The organism is Advenella kashmirensis WT001 (genome assembly GCF_000219915.2).
GTDB lineage: Bacteria > Pseudomonadota > Gammaproteobacteria > Burkholderiales > Burkholderiaceae_B > Advenella > Advenella kashmirensis.
On the sequence record NC_017964.1, the window covers coordinates 154,962 to 180,843 of the forward strand.

Below are 25,882 nucleotides of genomic sequence, written 5' to 3' on the forward strand. Positions count from 1 at the left end.
AATTTCTCTCTCTTTCAGGCACGTGCCGGCGCTACGTCACCGTCTGCGTCTGTTGATGTTTCTTTATCGGTATCAGCACTCTTTTGGAATGACGTAACGCGTTCAGCAAGTAGCGCAAAATCGAAGCGTTCACTGCTGTTCCAGCTCAAGGCGATGCATACCACGGCACTAACGCCATATGAGGTCAGCGAGCTAAGCAGTACCGGATAGTCGCGCAGGAAGCCCACTGCATTGGGAACGGCGATGATTACAGTTGCTATAGCAACAAAAATGGCAATTTTGCGGTTAAAAAACGCAAACGCCATCAGGCCCAGGACAACGCCGGCGCCCACAGAGGCGCTTAGCTCAAAGAGCACGGCAACCAGGCCCTGCAGCGGAAGAAGCTCAAACCGTGCCACGGCAAACAGGGCGACGGCACATATTACGGATGTCGTGAAAGCCTTGTTGGTGACCCTGTCCCAGTAAAAGCTTACGATCACAGGAAACACGATGGCTCCCCACAAGGCACCTACAAATACCAGCATAACCAGAATATCAAGACGCAGGCTGGCAAACACCACGCCAATCATGGTGGCAACGACCATGGTTGCCCGGCCCCACCACAGCATTCGCTTCGGATCCGGCGTTCCACGGGCCATGTTTTTGCCGTAGATATCGGTCATCATAATGGACGACAGGGCAGACAGATCCGAGTCAGCGGTCGACGACAAGGAACCCACAACCAGGATGAAAAATAGCGCGATGCCAAATGGAGGCAGATACGTAGAAGCCATTTGTGGAATGATATTGTTCATATCACCATCTGCCGGTGTCAGGCCTACGAACAGGGCAAGCATACCCAGCATGCCCAGTCCGATAACCACCGCACCATAACCAATCGTGGCGGTCAGGAAGGTGGATTTGATCAGGTCTTCACGAACGGCAAAAAGGCGCTGCGCGATCGTCTGGTTGCCAATGGCATAGGCCAGTACAGCCACGAAATACGGCGCGCCCTGTTCCAGAATCGCTTTGGTCGAAAAGAAATCTGACTGTTCCGCAGACAGGTTGCCCCAATTGGCCGCGAGCATATCGGTGCCGCCGGCGTTAAAGAATATCAATGGGATGATGACGATGGCTGCCAGAATCATTGCCACCAGTTGGGCAAAGTCGGTCATGACCGAGGCCCGAAATCCGGACCAGAGCGTATAGGACAAGACACCCAGCCCGGCAATCAGCACGCCCTGAATAAAGGACAGTGGGCTAAGGACGGACACCAGTGCGCCTGCCGCGGTAAAGTTCACCATCAGGCTGATACAGCTGCCCAGCAGATTGGAAATGGCCATGATCAGCTGGCTGGAAGTTCCATGGCGTGCATGCATAACTTCCGCCAGGGTGTGCGCCTTGGGGCCAATGCACGAAAGCGGCGGCCGTAGGGGTAGATGAACAGAATCATCAGCGCTCCCCAGAAACCATAGTGGATGGGCCCGGACAGGCCATATTGGTAGCCTGAGGTTGCGCTGGCGTAAAAAGAGGCGGCCCAGATCCATGTGGCAATCATACTGGCAGCCGAGAGCCCGAAGCCCACTGCATTGTTCGATACCATGTAGCTATCGACGTTTTCCTTTTTCTTGCCGATCATGAGCGACATCAGAAAAGTCAGGCCATAAAATCCGACCAGTAAAAGCAATGCGGTGGTGCCGGACAGTTGGTAAAAGGCGGTTTGTTCTTGCATATACGTTCTATCGTCCTGGTTAAGGCTGCGCAATGACATGGACGCAGCCGTCCCCTGGTCCGAAGTTCGCGCATCCGGACACAAGGGCTGAGAGAAACACAAATAAGGTGCCTCTGTTGAATCGAGCGCACGTAACCACAATTGCAATCGCTGGCGGATTGGATAGACATCGAAATGCCAATGACAATGCATTCGCTGCGGGCTTTATTAGCCGATAGCGTTGCCTGTCAGGTCGACCTTGCGATTGTCGTGGTCAGCCCTGGCCAATTGGACAGGACGTGCGCTGGCGGTCATAGGGACCGGCCGGGTTGTTCCGCAGTCAAAGACTGGGCGTGTTGTTCGGCAAATGCCGGGCTGCGAAGCAGCCTGATGACGGGGACGTTTCCCCTGGAATAAACCTTATGGGTTTGTTTCTGCAGCAACAAGCCGGTGTAGGGCTTTAGCATGGTTTGAATACCTGCGGTTGCCTATCTGCAGACAATTACAGTCAAAATTCATTATGTCAACCGTAATACACGGCGTAGTGTATAGGAATTGCGACCACAAGTCCAGCCGGGGATATGGATCATATGGATGACTGCGCTGCGCAGGGCAAACAAACGGCGCTGATATTCGGACTGTCAGGCAGGCAATTTTTAGCGCGAATAATAATAATTAAATAAGAATCATTCTCAATTTTGTGTGATAATAACGCTCTGCCATCCTCTTTCGGGTACTCCCCTTTTTAACCTATGAAACCAGGCTTTGAAAGCGCTGTCGATATCGTCAATCCGCCTGTGCGGCGTCCGGCGGCGGGCAGGCGACCCTGGCGGGCGCTTGGCATGGTACGACGACTCGACTTCAACACGCCGGGCTACCGATTTGAATCTGATCCGGTGGCTGCCAATGAGCCGGTACTGGAGGGGCGATTGCGAACAGTGCAATTGCAGCCGGGCTTATCCATGCATGGAACCGAAGTAATCGATTTGCACAATATGGTTTCACGGGTGAACATCAAGTCCGGCTTGCGGGTTGTGCTCGCGCTGGCTGGCATCGTAGATGTGCGCATCGGGGGACAGCGGGTGTATCTGCGCGCAGATGATCCATCACATGGTGCTACTGCCGCCATTATCAGCATGCCCGACGACGCCTGTTTGAGCGGCAGTGGCAGCGGGGCAAATGGGAACGCAAACTTGCTTTGCACGTCACGCCCGAATGGCTGCAAAGTCATGGCTGGCTGTACACAAAAGACCAATTGCCCGATATGGACGGGCGCGCGCCAACGGCCCGGCAGCGCCCCACCTGCCTGAATTTTCCCGATACGCTGTGCATCAAAGTCTGGCAACCGTCGCCGCACGCGCTGGCACTGGCCGAGCAAATGCTGTGTCATTCGGAGGATCCGACAGATGAGCTCAGCCGCTTGCGACTTGCCAGCCGCGCGCTGGAATTGCTTTATGAAGCCCTGGCGAGCCAGCGAGCAGATATCGCCGCAACAGGCACGTTAAAAGGTAATTTGCGACAGCGAGACCAGGACCGTATGCTGCGCTTGCGCAGTTTCATTGACAGCGAATTGCAGACGCCTTTTGCCCAGCCGACCCAGATTGCCGAGCTTGGGCGCCGTTTCGGCCTGAGCGCCAGTGCCTTGCAGCGGCAATTTCGCAGTGCCTTCGGGACCTCGGTTAATGACTACCGGCGGGTTATGCGGCTGCATCAGGCCCGCACCAGCCTGGAGCAGGGCACCAGTATTACCGAAGCCGCCTATCAGGCAGGCTATTCCAGTGCCGCCAACTTCGCGACGGCCTTTCGGCGCCAGTTTGGCTTAAGTCCCAAAAGCCTTTGTTCCCGGCTTTGATCGCGGACGAGCCGAAAACTGACCTGAACGCAAAGAACTTTGCGTGTTCGTCAAACTTATTTTGTAAATGAGAATGATTCAATATGACCTTGCTGTCTCCAAATGGGGTGGTGGCAGGACGCCTTGTGCCTTCAAGGGCGTCACCAATCAGTTAGGAATACAAGGAATCAGTAATGAAAATGTCCGGCAAGCACAAGAGCGGCAGACGGTTTGGGATAGACATGGCACTTGCGCCAATGGTGCTGGCGCTGTTTTTTCCGGCGCCGTGCATGCGCAGGAAAAAGCGCCGGTCGCCACACTGGATGCAGTGGTCGTGACCGCCAGCGGTATGGAGCAAAGTGCCAAGGATGCTCCCGCCTCCCTGACCGTCATCACTCAGGACGACATCAAAAAAAGCGGTTATACCTCTGTGGCGCAAGCAGTCAGTAAAGTGGAAGGCGTGTATATGGTGGGAGGCGATCCCAATAGCCGCGATATTGCCATTCGTGGCCTGCCTGGCGAGTACACATTGATCATGGTGGACGGCAAGCGCCAGAATACACGCGAAACCATGAACCGCGGTACCGGCGGCGTCCAGTATGAATTCATGCCGCCGCTGGCGGCCATTGAACGCATCGAAGTGGTGCGCGGGCCCATGTCTTCCCTGTATGGTTCAGATGCAATGGGGGGCGTGGTCAATATCATTACCAAGAAGGTGCCCAAAGAATGGTCGGTTGCCCTGGACAGTTCTGTCACCCTGCAGACCGACAACGACTATGGCAATGGGCGCGAAGCCCAGTTCTGGCTTGGCGGGCCGATCAAGGACGAGGTTTTGGGTCTGCAGATTTATGGCTCATATGACGATCAGACCGAAGGCAGCAATCACTTTTCCAATGTGTCCGGCCCCTATGGCAGGAATAATAAGAGCATAGGACTGAAACTGGCGGCTAAACTGGCCGAAAATCAGGACCTGGTGTTTGATGTGGCTTCGCAGCGCCTGACGACCGAAGCAACCCCGGGCAAATCAATCCAGCCTTCGCTGCCGTGGAACAAGGTGCAATATCGTCGCACGTCATTCGGGCTGACACATACCGGACACTGGCGTCTGGGCGAATCGAAAATCTCCCTGTATCGTGAGACCAACGACCAGGAAAACTGGCCCAAAACCGGCGAATACACCGAGAATCGCCGTATCGTCAATACGACCCTGGATGCCACGTTCAGCATGCCGTTCACTTCGCACACGTTGCGCTTCGGTGGCCAGTATCTGCACAGCCGTCTGGATGGTATTCAGAAAGAGGCTGCTTTTGCCAACTATCCGACTAATACCAATGAAGTGTCACTGAGCAATTATGCGTTGTTCATTGAGGACGATTACTATGTAACCGACCGGTTCACCGTGACCGCCGGGGTTCGCATGGACCACGACGAGCGCTTCGGAATCCACTGGTCCCCGCGGCTTTACGGCGTCTATCATTTGACCGATGCGCTCACGATCAAGGGCGGGATTGCCAGCGGTTTTAAGGCGCCGACCATTCGCCAGAGCACGCCAGGTTATTGCATGTCCACCGGGGGTAACTCCGGTTTTCGTGGACCGCTTTGCGGCAATCCCGATCTTGAGCCGGAAACCAGCGTGACTCAGGAGCTTGGACTGGTGTATGACTGGGCAGAAGGCAGTAATTTTTCCGCAACGCTGTTCAATACCAATTTCAAGAACAAGGTCGCCAGCTACGATACCGGCAGGCAGGATCCGCTGAATCCGGGCACTAAAAATCACTTGTATGTTTACGACAATATTGACAAAGTACAGATCTACGGCGTGGAGCTGGGCCTGAATCTGCCGCTGACCGATACGCTGCGTCTGTCTTCGAACTACACGTACACCAAGTCCAAGCGCAAAGGCGGTGGTGAGGTTGCATTTAACGGCCGCTCGCTGGATGGAGAGCCGCTGGAAACCACGCCGGAGCATGTACTGAACATGCGCCTGGACTGGCAGCCCAGTGACCGGCTGTCTGCCTATCTGCGCTGGAATCTGACCGGCAAATCTTATTACGCAGCCTATCGCAATGGCGCCATGGATGTGCGCACGCGCCCGGGCGGCGCGACATTTGATGTAGGCGGTAGCTATCAGGTCAACAAGAATCTGGCACTGCGTCTTGCGGTACTGAATGTGACCGATCACAAAACGCCACTGGATCTGCGTACCCGCTACGAAGGGTTGGACGGCAACTGGATGGTTGACCAGGGTCGCCGTGTATGGCTTGGCGCCAGCATCAATTTCTAGGATTGCCTGTGCCAGGAATGCTCAAAAAGTGGATCTCTGCAGCATGGCTGATCGGTATGTTACTGATCAGTCTGCCCGCAAGCGCCCAGATAGAAATCACCGATCAGGCAGGACGGACGGTGCGCCTGGCACAGCCGGCGCAGCGTATCTTTTTTTCCGAGCCTGGCGACTTCACGGTCATGGCCATGCTGGAAGAGAATCCGGCCAAACGCATTGTGGCGTGGAACCGTTGGCGCCTGGACAAGCATACGCTGGCTCACTGGCGCAGCATTGACCCGGTTGCGTTCGACAAGATCAACCAGATGGTGATTGATGGTCCGCAAAATCTGAATGCGGAAATGCTGATTGCCAATCAGCCGGACCTGGTGGTGCTTGACCATTTTTTTGCCAATGCAAAGCAGACGATTGCCCGACTGGAGCAAGCCGGCATACCGGTAGCTGTGCTCAATCTGGAAGCGGATCTGCGCGACCGTAACGCCACCGAAGGTCTGGAGAAGATGGCCATCCTGATCGGCCGGGAGCAACGTGGTCGAGAAGTCGCAGACTTTATTGTTCGTCATGTGCAGCGCATCACGCAACGCGTGGCCAGGCTCAGGGAGCAGCAGGCGGCCTTGCCAACGGTGTTGATGGAGCCGCATGCCGGCACGGGTCCCTGTTGCATGTCGGTGGGCTCGGGGGTGCTCATGGGCGATCTTGTTCAAATGGCGGGCGGCAAGCTGCTGGGCAGCGAGATTGTTGAAGGACTATCCGCTCAACTGAGCGCCGAATATGTCATTGCCAGTAATCCCGAAGTTTATATCGGCACGGGCGGTCGCCATATTGAAGCGCGTGGCGGTCTGCTACTGGGGCCGGACATTGACGCTGCCGCCAGCCGTGCCAGTCTGCAGCGCGTTACCCAGCGGATTGGTATTGCCCAGACCAGTGCCGTACGCAATCAACGTACCTATGGCATCTGGCACAGCGGCTACCCCATTGTCAATCTGGAACTGATCGCCACCTGGTTGCATCCCGAACTGTTCAGCGATGTGGATCCCATGGCCACGCTGGACGAGATCAACCAGCGCTTCATGGCCAAGCCGCTGAGCGGCACTTTCTGGGTTACGCCAAACCCGACACAAAAAGCCCACTAATGCAATTTGAACACACATTTCTCGCGACCCCGGACGCAGAGACTGCCGCGATCCATGCGCGCTGGCAACAGCACAGGCGCGTCATGCGTCGCCGCCGCTGCATCGTGGCGGCACTGGCCCTGCTGGCACTGGTAGCCGCGCTTATCGATCTTTTTACCGGCAGTGCGGCGCTAACGCCGGCGCAGGTCATACAGGCTTGTGGAACCCGGATTCGCTGACAACGCCGATGCGGGTCGTGCTGTGGCAGGTCAGGCTGCCTGTGGCGCTCATGGCGCTGCTGGTTGGCGCTGCGCTGGCCCTTGCCGGCGCTGAAATGCAAACCATTTTGAATAATCCGCTGGCCGAGCCTTTCACGCTGGGTGTTTCGTCATCGGCAGCACTGGGGGCAGCGCTGGCCATTGTGCTGGACTGGGGGGTGATTGGCAGCAACGCTAACTGGCTGGTGCCTGCCAATGCGTTTGTGTTCGCCTTGACTTCGCTCATGCTGCTGCAGCTTCTGGCGCAATGGCGCGGCGCCCAGGCGCAGACACTGGTGCTTTTCGGGATTGCCATCGGTTTTTCTGCCGGTGCATTGCTCTCGCTGTTGCAGTTTATGGCCAGCGAAGAAGCGCTTGCGCAACTGGTGTTCTGGAGCATGGGCAGCCTTGCCCGTGCTGATTGGCAGAGTGTCGCCATTGTCGCGGCGACCCTGGCCGTGACTCTGCCATTTTCGTGGCTTGCGGCCGGTCAACTGACGGCGCTGCGTCTGGGCGAGGAGCGTGCCCGCAGTTTTGGTATTGATGTGACCTCACTGCGGCGTTGGGCGTTGGTGCGCATCAGCTTGCTTGCGGCCACTGCCGTGGCGTTCGTGGGCACGGTGGGATTTGTCGGTCTGGTCGCGCCGCATGTAGCCAGGATGATTGTCGGCGATGGGCATCGTTACCTGTTGCCGGCCAGCGTGCTGATTGGCGCAGCACTGGTTGCGCTGGCTTCTGTCGCCAGCAAGTCATTGCTGCCAGGCATTACGCTTCCCATCGGCATTGTGACGGCGCTGGTGGGCCTGCCGGTCTTTATGGGGCTGATCCTGCGTCGCAGCGGGGGGCGGGAATGAGCGCCGGGCCGAATCTGCATATTGAGAACCTGGGTGTTCACTACCGACAGCGTACCGTGCTTTGTGGTGTTGACCTGCATGATATCCAGCCCGGCCAGCTGATCGCGCTGGCTGGCCCCAATGCCGCCGGCAAGTCTACCCTGCTCAAGGCGATTGCGGGTCTGGTGACGGCCAGCGGGCAGATTCGTTATGGACACGAAAACTGGTCTGGCTGGTCTGCCGGCAAGCGGGTGCCCATATTGGCTTTATGCCCCAGACCGCTGCGGAAAGCAGCAACCTGACGGTACTGGAAGCCACCCTGGTGGCATTGCAGTGCGGACGGACCGGCGCGCGTAAAGATGATGAATTGACTGCCTTGCGCATGATCGAACATCTGGGGATTGGCGAGCTGGCCCTGCGCCAGCTGCAGGCGTTGTCGGGAGGCCAGCGGCAACTGGCCGCACTGGCCCAGGCCGTGGTGCGCGGCAGCCCGATCCTGTTGCTGGATGAGCCGGTCAGCGCATTGGATCTGGCGCATCAATGGCAGGTGATGAATGTGGCGCGCCGCCTGGCCAATGAAGGAAGGATTGTCATTGTTGTATTGCACGATCTGGCGCTTGCGGCGCAATGGGCAGATAGCATCGCCATTTTGCATAACCAGCGCATACATGCATTTGGCCGCCCCAATGCCATTATTACCGATGCCCTGCTGCGGGATGTATGGGGCGTGCAGGCGCGCGTTCGTACCTGCGAGCAAGGGCGTCCTTTTGTACTTGTAGATGCTGTCACGACCGATATGAATGGCTCAGGCCGTCAGACAACCACAGGATAATTCATGATGACTGCTTTTCAGACGAGCACAATTGTTCAGCTCGATAACGCCGAAAATGTACTGGGACAGATTCTGGCGCATCTGCACGAACACGACCTTTTTGCCGTTCGGCGGGACAATAGCTGGCAAGTGGACTATGCCGATGCAAAGATAAGCTTCACCGCGCAGGCAGATGGCCTGCATGCGCAGGTTGCAGCGCCTTCTGAGTCGTCGCTGTATGAAGGCAGAATGATGGTTTTTCATCATATTCAGGAGTTCGGCAACTGCCCACCACAGGCTATCCAATGGCAGGGTGACAATGTGAAACTCGAACGGCCCCCGGCGTTTCGCCTGATCACAGTTCAGGCCGTGTCCGAAATTGGCCCGCATATGCGCGCGTGCGATTCGGCTCTGACGATCTGGTTCGTTACGACCGTGAGGATAATATTCATTGCAAGCTCATTTTTCCGCAACCCGGTGTGCTCGATCCAGAATGGCCCACTCTGACTGCCAACGGTATGCCGAATTTTCCCAAGGGTGACAAGCGCCTGGATATACGCACCTATACGATCCGGCGCATTCATGCGCAGCAGGGGTGGTTTGAAGTAGACTTTGTGCTGCACGAGGATGCCGGCCCGGGCTCGCGCTGGGCGGCACAGGCCACCAAGGGCCAGCAAATCGGCCTTTCAGGCCCTGGCGGGCGCACTGCCAGTCCTGCCGGCTGGATGTTGCTGGCTGGTGATGAAACCGCCTTGCCGGCCATTGCACGCATCGGTGAGGCGCTGCCCGCCGCCACAACCGGTGTTGTGATCATCGAAGTGCAGACGCCTGCCGACCAGATCCCGCTATCAATGCCGGCAGGAATGACGGTGCAATGGCTTCATCGGGCGGGCGAGCCGGCGGGTACAACGACATTGCTCAGTGATGCCATTCAGGCATGTTCCATTGCAGCAGATGCTGACCGGTTCGTTTGGGTGGGGCAGAGTTTTCCACCGCTCAAGCGGTACGCGCCTGGCTGCGCGATACCGTTGGCCTGGGCAGCAAGGAACAACTGGTTGTTGCATACTGGCGTCGCGGTCTGGACGAAACACAGATGAAAAGTGCGCCGGCAAGGCAGACCGCCGAGCCGCAAGGGACGCAGGCGGGCCCATGAACGAGTCCGCTGAAGACGGCTCGTCGCCTTCGCCTCCGCGGGGTAAGTTAGCAGTTACGGGCAAGCGGCGGCAGTGGTCCCGCATGACGCTGGATCTGGATCCGTTGATCCATTCGCCTGCCTTTCGCAGCCTGTATCTTGCCCGTTCCGTTTCCCTGCTGTCGATTGCTATTTTAGCCGTTGCTGTTGCCTGGCAGGTGTACGCGATCAGCGGTTCGTCATTGCACGTGGCGGGTGTCAGCATCGGCCTGGCTGCGGGATCCCTGCTCGGTCTGGTTTGGGGCGGCGCCTGGCGGATCGGGGTGATCGCCGGCGTATCATGATTTGGGGGCGCAGTGGTTATGTGGCGGTGGTCGTACTGCTGTGCGCAAACAGCCTGCGGGCAGAGCCGGGGCTGGCAGAAATCTACCTGGCAACGCTTCTGAGCGGGCTGACTAGTGGCATCAGCGCGCCGGCATTGATGGCCGCCATGCCGCGCCTGGTGGCGCCGCATCAGTTGGCCGCGGCGGGCGCGCTTAATGCGCTGACCATGGAACTGAGCCGTCTGATCGGTCCGCTTATTGCGGGGGCGTTGCTGGCGCAGATCGGGCTGGCTGCCTGTTTTCTCGTGGTGCTGGTGGGCGCCGCACTGGTTCCCATCCTGCTTGCCCGCCTGCCGCGCAATTTGCTGCAGCCTGAAGGCCAGACAGATCGGATGCAGACAGTCAAACCACCGGTTTATGTGCAATGGCGCGACGGTTTGCTCTACGTGCGACACAACCGGATCATTGCCTGTTTACTGGGGTTGGACCTGGTCATGATGCTGTTTGCCAGTGTGCATGTATTGATGCCGCAATTGGCGCGGGAAGTATTGCAAGGCGGACCGCAAATGGTTGGTTATCTGTATGCGGCGCCGGCCTGTGGCGCCTTGCTGGTGGCGCTTACCTCGGGCTGGACGCGCCAGTTGGCCCGCCCGGGGCGACTGGTGGTAGTGTGCGCGTTGCTCTGGGGTATGGCAATTGCTTTTACCGGCGTGGCCGCTGGCGGCCTCACGCAGGGCCTGCCGTGGGGTGTGTGGCCCATACTGGTGTTTCTGGCCATGGCCGGCATGCCGATACGGCGTCCGATATTGTTCGTGGTGCCTTATTGCAGATACATACGCCGGACGCCCTGCGTGGTCGTGTTTCCGGCTTGTGGCTTTTGCAGGGCTATCTGGGGCCCGCCCTGGGCGGCTTGCAGGCTGGCGCTCTGGCCAGTGTGTGGTCACCGGGTCGCGCGCTGGTGATTGGCGGCTCGGCCTGTGCACTGGCGGTAGGCTTGTTTGCCGGCGTTTCCAGCACGGGCTTGCGCCAATCATTATGGCAAGCGGACATTAAAACCGGGACCGGGCGCAGTGAAACGGGATGAAGCGTCATAGTGTTGCGACCATAAATGGCGGCCCCGCAGGTCATGACTGGATTGATTGTGCTATGTCGCTTGCGATTTTTCCGGATCGGACAGGCCGGTACTGGCAATCACCGCTGATTTGAGCGACTCGATCCATTCCTGATCGTTCACCGACTGCGCAAGAAAACCCGCACCAACCATGGCTGCAAAAAGCACCAGAATGTCCTGTTCGGACATGGCCGTTTTCCCGTCCGGTGGCCTCGCTTGCAGGGCTGCTGCACGAAAGTGCCTGTATAGCTCTTCTGTGTGCGAGCCGTACAGACCAACTGTTTCGGTGCCCGTCGCTTCGTGGCTGACATGCGGTGCAAAGGCAAGAATAGGGCAGGTTTGGCCTGCCTGTTTTTTTCTGAAATACTGCTGGATCAGCACCTGCAGGCCGCCATGTGCTGCCTCCCGATTAGTGTCGCAGGTTTGCTTCCATCGTTCCGAGGACTGTGCAAACACGGTGGACAATACCTCGTTGACCAGCGCCTCTTTTGATGCAAAGTGCCGGTAGAAGCCGCCTGCGGTCAGGCCGACCGCAGTCATGATATCTGCAATGGATACATTGTCCACGCCGTGCTCACGAAACAGCCTGCTGGCTGCCTTGAGAATTTCGGCGCGATTCTGTTCGGCTTGTTGCCTGGACGAGCGGCCCATAACAATTCCTCTTGAACACAAATGAAATGATGCGGTACGACCGAGCTACCACCCACGCTACCCGTTAAGCCACCACCATGTGGCGCAGGGATCTCTCGCCTGGTACATTGCAGCGCGTATTGGTCGATACGCTACATCTGGCCATATTGTAATAGATTACAAGAGACCGCTATTTATTATCCTGCAAGTGCAGCGTACTGTGCCGCAAAACAGACAAAAAATTCATCAAATAAGTTGAGGTCTGCTGATATGATGATATTCGTTGAACCTAATAATAGATTGTGTATATAATCTATTTCACTGAACTCTCTGGCAACAGGCACATTATGTCTTCGGCTCCCGCGCAAACCCGACCACTTTCTGCATGGCAAATTCTGATCTGCGGGGGCTTGATTGTCACCTTTTCCATGGGCGTGCGGCACGGCTTTGGCTTGTGGATGCAGCCCGTTATCCAGGCCAACGACTGGGGGCGCGAGACTTTTTCCTTTGCCATCGCCATTCAGAATCTGGTTTGGGGAATCACGGGCGTGTTTGCCGGCATGCTGGCGGACCGCTTCGGGGCATTCAAAGTTATTATTGCAGGTGCTATTTTGTATGCGCTGGGGCTGCTGGGCATGGCTTATACCACCTCACCGCTTACATTTACGCTCACCACTGGTGTGCTGCTTGGCATGGCACAGGCCGGCACCACCTATGCGGTGATTTTCGGGGTCATCGGCCGCAATATTCCGGTCAGTCGCCGCTCATGGGCCATGGGCGTGGCAGCGGCTGCAGGTTCCTTCGGTCAGTTCCTGATGTTGCCCGCAGAGAATATACTCATCAATTCCTTCGGCTGGCAACAAGCGCTGGTCGTTTTAAGCTGTGCGGTATTGGTGATCGTGCCGCTGGCTTTCGGGTTGCGTGAGAAGAACATGAACGTTGCTGCCGCCGGGCAGTCTTCGGCATCCGTCTTGGCCAGTCAACAAGGCATTATCCAGGCCATCCGCGAAGCATTTGCCTATCCCAGTTTCCGTCTGCTGGTGCTGGGTTATTTCGTTTGTGGTTTCCAGGTGGTCTTCATCGGGGTTCACATGCCCAGTTACCTGAAAGATGAAGGCCTGAGTGCCGAAGTAGCCAGTTATGCGCTGGCGCTGATCGGCCTGTTCAATGTGTTCGGTACATATCTGGTTGGCTCGCTCGGCCAGGTATGGCCCAAGCGTTATCTGCTGGCTTTTATCTACTCGGCACGCGGAGTGGCTATTATCGTGTTTCTGGTTGTACCCATTTCCGCAGTCAGCGTGTATATTTTCTCTGCCGTCATGGGCTTCCTGTGGCTGTCTACGGTGCCGGCCACTAATGCCATCATTGCGCAGATCTTTGGCGTTCGGCACTTTTCCATGCTGGGCGGCTTTGTCTTCTTCAGCCACCAGATAGGCTCGTTCCTGGGCGTGTGGCTGGGCGGCAAGCTATATGATATCTATGGCAGCTATGATGTGGTCTGGTATCTGGCCATCGCGCTGAGTGTGTTCGCAACATTGGTGAATCTGCCAATTAACGAAAACGCAATTGATCGCAAGCGCACGGCAATGGCATAAGCTTGCGGCGCTTGCGCTGCTACGGCGCCGGCCAGTAGTGCCGGTATTTGCGCCATAGCGTCGCAGCTACATGCACACCTTTGCGGCCCTGGATAGCCAGCACGCCTGTGGTGATCAGCATTGCCGCCATATGTACACCTGCAGCAGCAGATGCGAGCAGGAGAGAACCGCTGGCGGTAATCTGGCCAGCAGGTGATCCTGTCATGCACAGCGGAACGAAGGCAGGCACCAGCATCAATCCCGTACCATGCGCGGTAGACACAACAAGTGACCAAAGCGCCAGCCCGGCTTGGCTTGCCGGTGCTGCCATCATTGGCAGCGTTTTTCTACCGATGCAATGGATGCCGCCAAGGACAAGTAACAGGCCTATCGCAATCGCCAGTACGACGCGGTTCATGGGCAGCCCATACACAACTGCAGCGGCCACCAGCCCCAGCGAGGCCATATGGCCGATGGCAATGGGAATCAAGGCCGGTATCGCCCGCCTTTTGTCATGGCAAGCCAGCGCTGCGGCAAAGACCCAGCCCGAAGCCGGATTCATCCCATGCAGCGCGCCCGCTCCGGCAACGGCCAGCCATGGCCAAAGGTCTTGCATATCCGCCTCCGATTCTGGCTCATGTCGCAGTATGACAGCATGACGCCGTACCCGTTTCGGATAGGTCATAGCGGTCATGGTGGCGAACCCATTCCATTTTGTTTGGCACATCACGCTCGTTTCTGCCGATGGGCGTCAGATCTATCAGGCTGTAGGTGCCCATCATCACTTCCACGCCGCGGCTGTAGGTGGAATAGGTATGAAAAACAGTATTGTCGTCATCCTTATAGAAAACGCTGATGCCGGGGGCCTCTGCTTGAGGGAAATACTGGTCGCGGTAGTTGTAGTGAACTTCGCCTGTCGCCTGTTGTTGGGGCAGAAAACTGACGCCGTAATCGTAGTTGAAATCACTCTCGTTGGACGAGACCCAGTCAAATTGCCATCCCATCCGCTGGGCAAAGGGTTCAATCTGCGCCAGCGGCGCGCGTGAAATTGCTACGAATGTGATATCGCGTTGCGCCAGATGCGCTGTCATGCCGTCCACGTGATCGGCCATGTAGGAGCAGCTTGGACAACCCTGTTCCCAGTCTGGCGCAAACATGAAATGCTGTACGATCAATTGACGGTGCTTGCCAAACAGCGCTGATAATGTTCTTGGCCCTTCGGGCGTATCGAAAAGGTAATCCTTATCGACCCGTTCCCATGGCAAGGCGCGGCGATCGCTTGCGATACGGTCGCGCAGGCGGGTCAGCTCCCGTTCGCGCGCCAGCAATTGCTTGCGCGCAGCGATCCATTCATCATGAGCGACCACCGCATGGCGATCGGCTGTTGTTTCTGTATAAGACATATTCATTACGTGCTCCCTGACTCGTCGAGTCATTCTGGATAATGCAATTGCAATTATTTAGGACGGCGTACGGCGCGCACTTTTCCGCTGGCGCCTCCGCCGCAGTAGAAAAGATCGGCACCATCAGATTCAAGCCCGCTGACGCCGGTGCCGGTTGGCATGATCAGTTGTTCCAGTACTGCGCCGCTGTCGGGATCGATCCGGCGTATGTCGCTTTCATCTGCCTCCCAGGTGCCATGCCAAAGCTCGTTGTCGACCCAGGTCACACCGGTGACGAAACGGTCGGACTGGATGCTGCGGATGACAGCGCCGCTCTCAGGATTGATCTGAACGATCGTGCGATTGCGATATTGACCCACCCACAGGCTACCCTCGGCCCAGGCCAGGCCGGAGTCATTGCCATGGCCAGGTGCCGGAATGGTCGCCAGCACGCTACCGTCGGTCGGATCAATTTTGTTGATCTGCTCACCGGTAATCTGATACAGATAGGTGCCGTCAAATGCCGTGCCTGCATCGCAGGTGCACGCCAGCTTGCGTGTGACCTGGCGCTGTGCCGGATCGAACTCGAGCAGGCTGGATCCGGTGGCGGCCCAGACGTGGTGTCCGTCAAAGGTGACGCCGTGAATGGTATCGGCATCCGGAAAGGGGCCGTATTCCTGCACGATTTGCGCGACGCTGGAGTTTGTCGCTGCTATGTCTGCGTTTGCTGAGTGCTTCATGTCTGTCTCCCGTTGTCGTACCGCGAAGTGGTACGTTAAGGTCATTCTATTTCAACGCCAGTACAGAGGGGAGTAACAATATTGTCGTGAAACCGGCCAGAGATGAGGAGACCCAGCGGCGTACGCGCGATTTTCCTAGTGCATGAACCTGACCGTTGGCCTGAAGATCGGCCAGTGCCCGCTGTACGGTACGCTGGCTGGCGCCCAAAGCCTGCGCCAGGGCCGAGGTGGACCAGGGCGCACCATCGGCAAGCAGCGCCAGCAATGCCGCTGCATCGCTGTCAATGGGCGGAGCCAGCACCACTGCGCTTCGATTGTCCCGCGGCATCAGCGCATATCCGTTGGCGGTCGCTTCTATCTGTGCCATCGTGCTGACCAGCTTGCGCAGTCGTCCCATTTCTACGCGCAAGCGTGCTCGATGCGATTCATCTGGATCGTGAAGCCGAAAAACCGTTGCGATCAGCGACTGCCGCGACACATCACCGGGCCAGGCGCAGGCAAGCGCACGGATCAGTTCAAACAGAATGGGCCGCCGGGCCAGTGACAGCCACGTGCCGTCAACACTGATGCCCCGACGACAGCCATCGACCACCAGTGCGGTCGAGGCAAACAGGTCGGCAACCTCTGCAAGCGTTAATGTCTTGTCGTCATCGGCCGTGCGCAGGCGTGCAGCGGGGCGCTGCAGTGTTTTTTGCATTGCTGTCACTTCGGCCTGAAGCGCAGGGATCGTGGCCTGGTCGGCAGCAGCCTGGGCTCGGCGCAGCGCGATTTGGGCGCGCTCCATATGCAATGAGCGCAGTGCAAGCTCGGCCTGGACCAGTTCTGCCACGGCGACCAGAGAGGCCGGTACGCCGGCCGTATCAAGATCGCAGATCGTTGCCGACGCATCCTGAAGGCGGCCGAGCAACAGAAAGCGGCGCGCCATGATAAGCCGGGCCTGCAGGGCATTGGCATGATCATTGCGCGCCTGCAGGGTGGCCAGTGCAGCGGCAAGCATGTGCAATGGGCTATCGAGCTGGCGCATAGCCAGAGCCACTTCTGCGCCAGCAACAATGCAGCGCGCTCTTTGCACGGGTTCATGGGGGCCGAACTTGCGGGCCGCCTGCTCAAGCAGCTCACGGGCTCGGGCGTAGTCCCCCAGGCGTGCCATGGCCACGCCGCGCAAGGCAAGCGCAGGCGGGTCATCGCGCAGTGCAACCAGCTTCAGGGCATTGAGCACATCGCCGGCAGCAAGCATACGGGCGCAAGCGGCAGTCAGGGAATCCATGCCGATAGCATACTCTTTTCAATTGAAATAGTGATAACGGGCGAAAAAAAGACAGGCACGGTGCCTGTCTTTTAACGGAAAACGGCAGATCAGTATGTCGTTATCCCATTACTATTTCACTATCCCAATAGCTGCGGCAGCCACAAGGAGATGGCGGGAACATAGGTGATGATAATCAGGAATCCCAGCAACAGGATCAGCCATGGCGAAGCGGCCCGCATGACTTGGCCGATAGACATTTTGGTGATTCCAGCGGTAACGAAAAGGTTCAGGCCGATCGGCGGCGTAACCATGCCGATTTCCAGGTTGACGACCATGATAATGCCCAGGTGCACCGGATCAATCCCCAGTTGTGTGGCAATTGGAAACAGGATTGGTGCAAGAATAAGAATAATGCCTGTCGGCTCCATGAACATGCCGGCGACCAGCAGCAGAATATTGACGACAATCAGAAACTGCCAAGCTTGCATATCCCACGCAATGATTTGTTCTGCGATGATTTGCGGAATGCGCTCGGTGGTCAATACATGGGCAAAAAGCAAGGCGTTTACAATGATGAACATCAGCATGATCGTGACTTTGGCAGCATCGACCAGCACGTCTGGCACTTGCCGTAAGCCGATATCGCGATAAACAAACACGGCTACCAGGAATGCGTAGACTGCAGAAACAGCCGCCGCTTCGGTTGGTGTAAAAATACCGCCGTATATACCACCAAGGATGATAAAGATTAGTGCCAGGCCCCAGATGGAATCGCGGCCGGCGGCGAGTACTTCCTTGAGGCTGGCGCGCGGTTGCCTGGGGTAATTTTTGATCCTGGCTACAATATAGATGGCGATCATGAGCAGTAAACCCAGCGAAATGCCCGGTATTACACCTGCCATAAAAAGCGCACCTACCGAGGTTTCTGTTGCAGCCCCGTAAACCACCATGACGATTGAGGGCGGAATCAGAATGCCCAGTGTACCGGCGTTACATACCACGCCGGCCGCGAAGGGTTTGGGATAGCCAGAGCGAACCATGCCCGCAATCACAATAGAGCCCACTGCAACCACGGTAGCCGGAGATGATCCGGAGACTGCCGCAAAAAGGCAGCAGGCCATGACAGATGCAATAGCAAGACCGCCATGGAAATGCCCGACGGTGGCGATTGCAAAGCGAATCATGCGCTTGGCCACACCGCCGGTAGTCATGAAAGCGCCTGCCAGTACAAAAAACGGGATGGCCATAAGCGTAAAGTGCTCAGACGTCTCGTACATTTTGAGCGACAATGAGGCCAGGGAATCTGTGCCGAAGAACAGAATGGTCAGCAGTGAGGATAAACCCAATGCCACCGCAACCGGCGTGCCCATGAACATGAACACGAACAGCATGACGAACAGGCGACGGTAGTCATTTGACCTCCTGGTTGATCACAGACGTATCATCACTGGCATGTTTGAGCGCCTCTTCGGCTTCATCGCCAAGCAGCTGGGCGCGACGGCCCCGCAGCATATCGAACAGGATTTCGGCAAACCGTATGAATAAAAGCGCGAAGCCTACAGGCAATACCAATCGCGGAACCCACTGGGGAACGGGTATATCCTGGGCAAGAATGCCAATGGTGTACATTTTGTCCACGTAAATCCAGGCGCCGTAGAATACGATAGCGGTATAGACTAGGCACAGTGCGCAGGCCGCAATGCCGGTAACGCGGGCCGCCTTTTTGGGCAGGGCCTTGATCAGCGCATCAACGCCAATGTGCGCCTTGACCCGTACACCGTATGACAGCCCCAGGAAGATCAAGCCGCCGAAGATGAATATGGCCAGCTCAAGCGCCCAGGTGAAACTGTAATTGAAGACATAGCGCGCTATGACCTGAGCAAAGGTGATCAGCGTCATGGCGGCCAGAAGAAAGGCGATCAGTCCTTCCTCAAGCCGATGAAACCAGTTAGCGTTCATGTGTGATACTCCTTTTTGAACCCGCAAAAAGCCTGTCGGTCAGACGATTATCCATATAACCGCTGCCAGCCCGAATGTCGGGCGGGCAAGCGGTCAGCGTAAACGTAAATCCAATTTACTTATTGGCTTGCTGGGCGGCCTTGATCAGATCGGCGCGATATCGGCTTCAAATTTCTTCCATACCGGTTCCATGGCTGTGCGCCAGGCGGCCACGTCTTCCTTGGACAGCTGTACTACCTGGGCTTTTTTTGCATCAACGATGCGCTGCTTATCCTGTTCGTTCAGCTCGGCTGCCTTGCCATTGGCAAAGGTGGTGGCTTCGGCCATGGCTTTTTCAAGTCCGGCTCGAATATCTTCGGGCAGGCCGTCCCACCATTGCGCGTTGGTGACTACCATATAGTCAATCACGCCGTGGTTGGTTTCAGCAATGGTTTTCTGCACTTCATGAAATTTTTGCGAGTAGATGTTGGACCAGGTGTTTTCCTGGCCATCCACTACACCGGTCTGCAATGCCTGGTATACCTCGCTGAAAGCCAATTTTTGGGGGTTGGCGCCGAGTGCCCGGAACTGCGCCTCAAGCACATCGGATGCCTGGATGCGGAACTTCAAGCCCTTGACGTCCTCGGGCCGCTGCAGTTGCGCCTTGTTGGTCGATAGCTCTTTCATGCCGTTATGCCAGTACGCAAGACCCTTTAGTCCACGATCCTTCATGGAGTCCAGCAGTTCCTTGCCTTTGTCGCTTTGCTGGAAGCGATCTACCGCAGCCATATCGTTGAACAGGAAGGGCAGATCAAACAACTGGACCTTTTTGGTGTAACGGTCAAATTTTGACAACGAAGGGGCAATCAGCTGGACATCGCCCAGCAGCAGGGCTTCCAGTTCTTTGCCATCGCCAAACAATTGCGAATTGGGAAAGACCTGGACCTGGACTTTGCCGGGCAGCAGTTTTTCCGCCACTTCCTTGAACTTCTGGGCACCCTGTCCCTTTGGCGTATTGGCAGCCACGACGTGGCTGAACTTGATTACGATGGGTTTATCGGCAGCCAGTGCGCCGGCTGAAAAGGCCAGCGCAACGCTCATGCCGAGCGCATTGATGATACGCATAGGAGCGAATTTCATAGGTGTTGTCTCCGTAATTATGAATATTGTGATAACGTAGCTCCCAGAACAGCTCCGCTGAGAACAAGACCAATATACTACATTCAGTCGATCGCATAGAATCGATAAAAACACTTACGGGTTTGCCATCATGCGCTATGTAATGGCAAAAACTGCGGGTCGCGGCAACATTTCAACTGGTTCACAAGCAAGTTCCAATCCTTGAAAAGGCAAATCCATGAGTCAGCTTAATCAGTCAAGACGACTTTTCCTGAAAAAAACCGTGGTTGCAGGTATCACCGTGTATCTGGCGCCGCTCAACAGCAACGCATACAATGCGCTGTTCGAAGAAAAAATCCTGGCGGCCCCGATATGGGATTCGAAAACAAAAAGAATCCGTCACCGCATCGACGCCCAGTCCAAGGCGCTGGGAAAAAAAGTCTTTGCCTACGACATTCGCGCCGCAGACATGCCACATTGGCCGCAAAAGCAGGCGCATGCCTTCATTCTGCGCACCACCTTTGCCGATCGTATTTTTGAAGGCATTGATCTGTCCCGTCTTGGGGATGAGTTCAAACCTGATCGCCTTGTGACGGCCGAGGATCTGGCCCGCGACGGCCTGACATTTCCCGAGTTTTACGGCGAAGACATGTTGCTGCCGGTGGGCAAGACACCGGCCTATCTGGGGCAGGCTGTGGCGGTGCTGATTTACCACGACTTTGCCCGGTTCCGCTTTGCCAAAAATGCCATTCAATTTCATCCGGATGCCATTCGCTATGGCCGGCAAACCGGCCCGCTGGAGCGCGACCCCTGGGGCACGTTCCGGTTTGTTCGTGTCGGCGGCGCATCGCCCTATGATGAAGATACCTTTTCCAGCCTGAAGGATATGCCTATTTTTCCTGCCGGCATGCGCAAGCGATTGCCGGTATGGCCGCAAGGGCGCGAAGGCGGCAAGCTGGACGAAGAGGGGATGTATCATGCGCAGCAGATGGACAGTGAAATAAAAAATCCATCAGACAAGTTCGAAGTGCTCTCGGCAGACTATTTCTCGCAATCGATTGATACTGCGGCCATGGAGGCCGATAACACTAATGGTTGGTTTGACCCGACCAGCCAGACCCTGCACATGGTCATTCCGACGCAGTCGCCGCCGGAGCTGGCCGAAGAAATTCCCAGAATGCTTGCCAAAATGAATACGCCGATCAGGCAATTGGTCCTGCACCCCTGTTATACCGTGGGATACGGCTCAAAGGATCATAGCAGTTTCCCTTTTGTCGGCACCATGGTGGCCATATACGGCGACGGTCATCCCGTACGCCTGGCCAATGACAGATACGAACAGTTTCAGACGTCGATCAAGCGCCACGCATTCGATATTTCATATTCGATGACGGTAAACAAGGCGACCGGGAAAATTGATATTTTTCGCGGATATATGATCGGCAACGGCGGCGGCCGGCGCAATTTCACGCCGTCTGTCGTGATGGTGGCGGCGACCTCGGCCCAATCCATTTACTACATTCCAAAAAGCGATTTTGCTGCCGTGGGGGTGGCCACGCGCGCCATCGATGCCGGTTCTGCCCGGGGCTACGGTACGTTGCAGAGCATGGCGGCAACAGAAATGATGATGGATGAAATGGCGGCCAGGCTCAATCTGGACCCCATCGATTTTCGCAAGCGCAATGTGCTCAAGTCCGGCATGAAAAACACGCAGGGCGCGATTCCGGCGGGTGCCGTGCGTGCCGATGAAATTCTGGATCTGGCGGCAAAGCATGAAATGTGGACCGCAAGAAACAAGCGCAAGACCGATTTTGAAACACAGCATCCAGGTAAACGTTATGGGGTCGGCTTTGCCTGTGTGCAGAAGGACTTTGGCACGGGTGCCGAGACCTCATTTGCGCGGGTCGAATTCTCTGCCGATGGCAAGCTGGTGCTCCACCACAGCGGTGCGGAAATGGGCACCGGCATGACCACATCGCAGGCCGTGGTCTGTGCGCAATGGATGGGCAAGCCGGCCGATGAATCGCACTTTTCGGCCACCGACTGGGACATGCTGCCTATGGTCGCAACGGCAGATCCTTACATGATGCCACAAGAGGACCAGGACCGGCTGTCTGCTGATCCCTTCTGGACGCCTTCGTACTGCTCGCCATCCAGTGCCAGCAATTCAGCGTTCTATTTCTCGCATACCACCCGGGAAGCATCGCGACTGCTTTTCGAGCAGAGCCTGTGGCCGGCCGCATTGGCCATCTGGAAGGCCGGCATAGGCGGCGGTCAGGCCGCTCCGCTGATTGTTCGCAGAGAGGATGCCCGTTGGGTTCCCGGCGGGCTCACCGCTGTGGGCATGCAAATCCTGCCGTTTGCCACCTTGGCAAAAAAGGCGCATGAGATGGGGCTGGTCACCGGGGTGGTGGTGCATAGTTTCAACCGCTGGCAGTGGGCAGAAGCTGACTTTACGATCAATGCCAGCCAACTGCGTCTGCCGGTTGACGGGCTGGCGCTGCGCAAGGGCAGCGAGCCTGCTTACCAGGCGATTGCCCGTGACCGTGTCTACTACCCGCCGATGCAGCGCAACAATGCAGCAGTGACCTACTACAGTGCCGTTGGCACACTGGTGAGCTGTCTGTCGATACAGGGACAGGCAAGGTCGAGATTATTAATCATCATTCGTTCATGGAGTGCGGTAATCTGATCGTGCCGGAGTTGGTGTCCGGTCAATTGCAAGGCGGCATCGCCATGGGTATTGGCCACGCGTTGCACGAATACCTGCCTTTGTATGAAGACGGGCCGGGTGACGGCACCTGGAATTTCAATCGCTATCAGGTGCCACGGGCAAGCGATGTTGCCGTGTGGCAGCAAACGGGCGACATTCTTCCTCCGTTGTCCGAGACCGATCCCCCCAAGGGTATGGCTGAAGTTGTGATGATTCCGGTGGTTGCAGCGATAGTCAACGCAATCGCACATGCCACCGGACACTATTTTCGCCATCTGCCGGTACGCGCTGACAACATCAAAGAGGTCCTCCAATGAAAATCACCACCAGACCGATTACGCTGACCATCAACGGCAAGAAACAAGGTCCGCTTGACATTGCCGAAGGCATGATGATGATCGACTTTCTGAATGAATACGTGAATCTGACCGGCTCGCGCCTTGGCTGTGGCCAGGGCGTTTGTCATGCCTGCGTTGTTATTGAAGATCAGCCCGATGGCAGTAGCCACGAGACGCGAACCTGTATTACCGGGGCCCATTATTTCGACGGCAAGGCGATCCGCACTGTGGAAGGGCACGCTACGATCAATGACAAGGGCGAGGAAGTTCCATCGCCCGTGCAACAGGCCTTCATGGACCACTACAGCTTCCAGTGCGGCTACTGCACGCCAGGCTTTGTGAACGCCGCGACGGTATTCATTGAAGGGCTCAAGCGCAATCCCATTGCCAGGGATGAGCTGGAAGAGGCGATTCTCAAGGCAATGAATAATCACATTTGTCGTTGCACGGGCTATGTCCGCTACTATGAAGCGGTGCGTGACCTGGTCCTTAAGACGCCAGGCCTGATCAGGGAGACAAAAAATGGCTAAAAGACGTTTTCTTCCGGCCCTGTTCCTGATAGTGGTTGTGTTGCTAATTATTGTTGCCGTCTTGTGGTGGCGTGAAAATCGCAGTAATGATAATCCGGTGCAGAAGGTGTCGGCCACGGACGAACAGATAGCGCGCGGACGCTATGCCGCCAGGGCGGCAGATTGCGCCGCCTGTCATACTGTGGAAGGCGGTGGTCTGTTTGCCGGTGGCTTTCCCATGGAAACCCCCTTTGGAACAGTGCATGGCAGCAACATTACACCCTCGGCCGATTACGGTATTGGTCGCTGGACCCGGGAAGACTTTCATCGTGCAGTTCGAGAAGGTATCACGCCTGGCGGGCGGCACTTGTATCCGGCGATGCCGTACAACTCCTATTACATGATGAGTGATCAGGATCTGGATGATATTTATGCCTATCTGATGACCAGACCCGCCATCGATGTACCAACGCCCCAGAATGATCTGCCGTTCCCGTTTAATCAGCGCTTTCTGATGATCGGCTGGAACCTGCTGTTTCAGAACAAGGATCCGCTGCCGGCAGTCTCTTCAGGCGACTCCGAATTATGGGTGCGGGGGCGGTATCTGACCGATGTGATGGGGCACTGCGCCGAATGCCATACGCCACGCGGCATGTTTGGCCAGATGGATCTGGCGCAATCGCTCAAGGGCGGTACCCTTGGTCGCTTCAAGGCTGCGGATATCACGCCGAGCGGATTGGCTGAGCGCGGCTGGACACCCGGTGACCTGGGCCAATTCCTGGCAACCGGCACGGCCCCGCAAGGCTCTGCGTTCAGTGAAATGCATATGGTGGTGGCGCTTAGTACGCAGTACCTGACAAAAGAGGATATGACGGCCATGACCACGTATCTGATGGGTGATAAACCACCGCCACCCAAGGTGGCACAATTGACGCCAGGCGGCGATAAGGGCAGGGCACAGTATCTGAATCTATGCGCGGGTTGTCACGGCGTGTCAGGCGAGGGCAAACCGAATGTTGCACCTGCGATGGCAGGCAATGCAACGATCCGTCAGGGCGACGCCACCAATCTGATCGCCTCTATTCTTGATGGTCTGCCCGAGCAGGCGTTTCCCGGCAACAGCAATATGCAAAGCATGCCCGGGTTTGCCCGCAAGCTGAACGATCAGCAAATGGCCGAACTGGTCAATTACACGCGTACTACCTGGGGTGGTTTGCCAGGGGATATCACCGCTGCGCAGATTGACGCTTTGCGCGAGCATTGATGTTATCGATAGCGCGCTCAGCACCAGCAGCATCAGGCTGAGCGCCGACCAGGGCAAACGGGGCAGCAAGGCAAATGCCCGTCGTGCCACCCGCTGCGCCGACGACCGGGCGGCTGGCTACAGGTATATACTTTACTCTCGTAGTCGGGCATTTGCATTTCAACTGAAATTACTGCGTTTGTCGATATCAGCAAAGGAGAACGTTGATGAGAAAAGTCATTGTTGGCGCATTTGTGAGTATGGACGGGGTCATGCAGGCACCGGGCGGCCCGCAGGAAGACCCGGTGGGTGGATTTCGATATGGCGGCTGGCTGGTTCCGTATTTTGATGAATCACTGGGTGTGAAGGTTGGGGAAATCTTTGCCCGTCCATTTGATTTACTGCTTGGCCGAAAAACCTACGATATTTTTGCTGCCCATTGGCCGTATGTCGGGCCGGAAGAGCCGCTAGGCGCACTATTCGATCAGATAGAAAAATACGTTGCCACACGTAATGCGAATTTCAAGCCGGACTGGCAGAACAGCCGGGTGCTGGGTGCTGATGTGGTGGCGGCAGTGCGCAAACTGAAAGAAGAGGAAGGGCCGGATCTGCTTACCCAGGGCTCGACTGATTTTCTGCAAACCCTGCACGCACATGATCTGGTCGATGAAATGTACATCATGATATTTCCGCTGGTGCTGGGTAAAGGCAAAAGGCTTTTTGCAGAAGGGGCGGCGCCGGCGGCATTTGAATTGTTAAGCACGCAGGCATCCGATAGCGGTGTTATTGTCAACCACTATGTGCGTGCCGGTGATATTGAAACAGGTTCGTTCGCTGCTGAGCATCCCTCTGCGGCCGAGCTGGAGCGACGCAAACATTTGGATTGACTATTAACATGGCTATCGGGTACAGACCGGCAGGCGCCATGGTGTGGTGAACAAACCCGTATGATGCGTATACGGTGAAGAGCCGCCAGGATATTTTTCACCGATACGCAGCTTCAACGGCTGTGCAAATAATGAGCTGTTATCGAAAAACGTACTACTTCCAGGCTGCAGTTGCGCTG

The 25,882-nt window shown here is 56.6% G+C and carries 24 protein-coding genes and 2 pseudogenes; 17 read left to right on the plus strand and 9 right to left on the minus strand.

Going from position 1 to position 25,882, the window contains the following annotated elements; all coding sequences use genetic code 11:
* Positions 1 to 14: 14 nt before the first annotated feature.
* Positions 15 to 1,711: pseudogene (locus tag TKWG_RS00740) on the minus strand (sodium:solute symporter family protein).
* 821 nt (positions 1,712 to 2,532) lie between these two features.
* Between TKWG_RS00740 and TKWG_RS20890 the strand changes: the two are divergent.
* The 12 genes from TKWG_RS20890 to TKWG_RS00775 all read left to right on the plus strand — a co-directional run bounded on the left by TKWG_RS20890 (position 2,533) and on the right by TKWG_RS00775 (position 11,232).
* Positions 2,533 to 3,000, plus strand: a complete 468-nt coding sequence (locus TKWG_RS20890; RefSeq protein WP_171815095.1) for a hypothetical protein — start codon at positions 2,533 to 2,535, stop codon at positions 2,998 to 3,000.
* Positions 2,955 to 3,542 carry a helix-turn-helix transcriptional regulator gene (locus TKWG_RS20895; protein ID WP_050981491.1) on the plus strand — a complete coding sequence of 196 codons (588 nt, stop codon included), beginning with the start codon at positions 2,955 to 2,957 and terminating at the stop codon, positions 3,540 to 3,542. The genes TKWG_RS20890 and TKWG_RS20895 overlap by 46 nt, the downstream gene beginning before the upstream one ends.
* 73 nt (positions 3,543 to 3,615) lie before the next feature.
* Positions 3,616 to 5,805 (plus strand): TonB-dependent receptor domain-containing protein, encoded by a 2,190-nt coding sequence (locus TKWG_RS00750; protein WP_014748969.1) that lies wholly within the window; start codon positions 3,616 to 3,618, stop codon positions 5,803 to 5,805.
* Positions 5,806 to 5,822: 17 nt separating this feature from the next.
* On the plus strand, positions 5,823 to 6,935 hold the full coding sequence (locus TKWG_RS00755; protein ID WP_014748970.1) for an ABC transporter substrate-binding protein: 1,113 nt from the start codon (positions 5,823 to 5,825) through the stop codon (positions 6,933 to 6,935).
* A complete protein-coding gene (locus tag TKWG_RS23865) occupies positions 6,935 to 7,153 on the plus strand; it encodes a hypothetical protein (RefSeq protein WP_014748971.1) in 219 nt (72 codons plus the stop codon). Before TKWG_RS00755 ends, TKWG_RS23865 begins: the two co-directional genes overlap by 1 nt.
* Positions 7,132 to 8,025, plus strand: coding sequence for a FecCD family ABC transporter permease (locus tag TKWG_RS00760; protein WP_238534277.1), 894 nt, complete (start codon positions 7,132 to 7,134; stop codon positions 8,023 to 8,025). Before TKWG_RS23865 ends, TKWG_RS00760 begins: the two co-directional genes overlap by 22 nt.
* Entirely contained in the window at positions 8,022 to 8,306 is a 285-nt protein-coding gene (locus TKWG_RS25655) for an ATP-binding cassette domain-containing protein (protein WP_171815096.1), read from the plus strand. The genes TKWG_RS00760 and TKWG_RS25655 overlap by 4 nt, the downstream gene beginning before the upstream one ends.
* Positions 8,273 to 8,836 carry an ABC transporter ATP-binding protein gene (locus TKWG_RS00765; protein ID WP_171815097.1) on the plus strand — a complete coding sequence of 188 codons (564 nt, stop codon included), beginning with the start codon at positions 8,273 to 8,275 and terminating at the stop codon, positions 8,834 to 8,836. Before TKWG_RS25655 ends, TKWG_RS00765 begins: the two co-directional genes overlap by 34 nt.
* A gap of 3 nt (positions 8,837 to 8,839) precedes the next feature.
* Positions 8,840 to 9,322: a DUF2218 domain-containing protein gene (locus TKWG_RS24275; protein ID WP_238534278.1), complete on the plus strand. Its 483-nt coding sequence runs from the start codon at positions 8,840 to 8,842 to the stop codon at positions 9,320 to 9,322.
* A complete protein-coding gene (locus TKWG_RS24280; protein WP_238534279.1) occupies positions 9,214 to 9,912 on the plus strand; it encodes a siderophore-interacting protein in 699 nt (232 codons plus the stop codon). Before TKWG_RS24275 ends, TKWG_RS24280 begins: the two co-directional genes overlap by 109 nt.
* A 52-nt stretch (positions 9,913 to 9,964) precedes the next feature.
* Positions 9,965 to 10,291, plus strand: coding sequence for a hypothetical protein (locus TKWG_RS20900; RefSeq protein ID WP_014748973.1), 327 nt, complete (start codon positions 9,965 to 9,967; stop codon positions 10,289 to 10,291).
* Positions 10,288 to 11,232 (plus strand): MFS transporter, encoded by a 945-nt coding sequence (locus tag TKWG_RS00775; RefSeq protein WP_014748974.1) that lies wholly within the window; start codon positions 10,288 to 10,290, stop codon positions 11,230 to 11,232. Before TKWG_RS20900 ends, TKWG_RS00775 begins: the two co-directional genes overlap by 4 nt.
* A 182-nt stretch (positions 11,233 to 11,414) precedes the next feature.
* Here the strand turns inward: TKWG_RS00775 and TKWG_RS00780 are convergent, their stop codons facing one another.
* Positions 11,415 to 12,032, minus strand: coding sequence for a TetR/AcrR family transcriptional regulator (locus TKWG_RS00780; protein ID WP_014748975.1), 618 nt, complete (start codon positions 12,030 to 12,032; stop codon positions 11,415 to 11,417).
* Positions 12,033 to 12,358: 326 nt separating this feature from the next.
* On the opposite strand from TKWG_RS00780, the gene TKWG_RS00785 reads away from it, so the two are divergent.
* Positions 12,359 to 13,606: an MFS transporter gene (locus tag TKWG_RS00785; protein ID WP_014748976.1), complete on the plus strand. Its 1,248-nt coding sequence runs from the start codon at positions 12,359 to 12,361 to the stop codon at positions 13,604 to 13,606.
* A 19-nt stretch (positions 13,607 to 13,625) separates the two neighbouring features.
* Here the strand turns inward: TKWG_RS00785 and TKWG_RS00790 are convergent, their stop codons facing one another.
* From TKWG_RS00790 to TKWG_RS00820, 7 genes are all read right to left on the minus strand, one after another.
* Positions 13,626 to 14,201: a hypothetical protein gene (locus tag TKWG_RS00790; RefSeq protein ID WP_014748977.1), complete on the minus strand. Its 576-nt coding sequence runs from the start codon at positions 14,199 to 14,201 to the stop codon at positions 13,626 to 13,628.
* A 19-nt stretch (positions 14,202 to 14,220) separates the two neighbouring features.
* Complete coding sequence (locus TKWG_RS00795) at positions 14,221 to 14,994, minus strand: DUF899 domain-containing protein (protein ID WP_014748978.1); 774 nt, start codon at positions 14,992 to 14,994, stop codon at positions 14,221 to 14,223.
* 47 nt (positions 14,995 to 15,041) lie between these two features.
* On the minus strand, positions 15,042 to 15,707 hold the full coding sequence (locus tag TKWG_RS00800; protein WP_014748979.1) for an NHL repeat-containing protein: 666 nt from the start codon (positions 15,705 to 15,707) through the stop codon (positions 15,042 to 15,044).
* A gap of 46 nt (positions 15,708 to 15,753) precedes the next feature.
* Positions 15,754 to 16,974: an HTH domain-containing protein gene (locus TKWG_RS00805; RefSeq protein ID WP_014748980.1), complete on the minus strand. Its 1,221-nt coding sequence runs from the start codon at positions 16,972 to 16,974 to the stop codon at positions 15,754 to 15,756.
* A gap of 119 nt (positions 16,975 to 17,093) precedes the next feature.
* Entirely contained in the window at positions 17,094 to 18,347 is a 1,254-nt protein-coding gene (locus TKWG_RS00810; RefSeq protein WP_014748981.1) for a TRAP transporter large permease, read from the minus strand.
* A gap of 19 nt (positions 18,348 to 18,366) precedes the next feature.
* On the minus strand, positions 18,367 to 18,915 hold the full coding sequence (locus TKWG_RS00815; RefSeq protein ID WP_014748982.1) for a TRAP transporter small permease: 549 nt from the start codon (positions 18,913 to 18,915) through the stop codon (positions 18,367 to 18,369).
* Between the two features lie 144 nt (positions 18,916 to 19,059).
* Positions 19,060 to 20,034 (minus strand): TRAP transporter substrate-binding protein, encoded by a 975-nt coding sequence (locus TKWG_RS00820; RefSeq protein ID WP_014748983.1) that lies wholly within the window; start codon positions 20,032 to 20,034, stop codon positions 19,060 to 19,062.
* A 217-nt stretch (positions 20,035 to 20,251) separates the two neighbouring features.
* On the opposite strand from TKWG_RS00820, the pseudogene TKWG_RS00825 reads away from it, so the two are divergent.
* The 4 genes and pseudogenes from TKWG_RS00825 (at position 20,252) to TKWG_RS00840 (ending at position 25,703) form a co-directional block, all read left to right on the plus strand.
* Positions 20,252 to 23,043, plus strand: a pseudogene (locus TKWG_RS00825) (xanthine dehydrogenase family protein molybdopterin-binding subunit).
* Positions 23,040 to 23,594, plus strand: coding sequence for a (2Fe-2S)-binding protein (locus TKWG_RS00830; protein WP_014748984.1), 555 nt, complete (start codon positions 23,040 to 23,042; stop codon positions 23,592 to 23,594). Before TKWG_RS00825 ends, TKWG_RS00830 begins: the two are co-directional and overlap by 4 nt.
* Complete coding sequence (locus tag TKWG_RS00835) at positions 23,587 to 24,837, plus strand: c-type cytochrome (RefSeq protein ID WP_014748985.1); 1,251 nt, start codon at positions 23,587 to 23,589, stop codon at positions 24,835 to 24,837. Before TKWG_RS00830 ends, TKWG_RS00835 begins: the two co-directional genes overlap by 8 nt.
* A 206-nt stretch (positions 24,838 to 25,043) precedes the next feature.
* On the plus strand, positions 25,044 to 25,703 hold the full coding sequence (locus TKWG_RS00840; protein WP_014748986.1) for a dihydrofolate reductase family protein: 660 nt from the start codon (positions 25,044 to 25,046) through the stop codon (positions 25,701 to 25,703).
* Positions 25,704 to 25,882 lie beyond the last annotated feature (179 nt).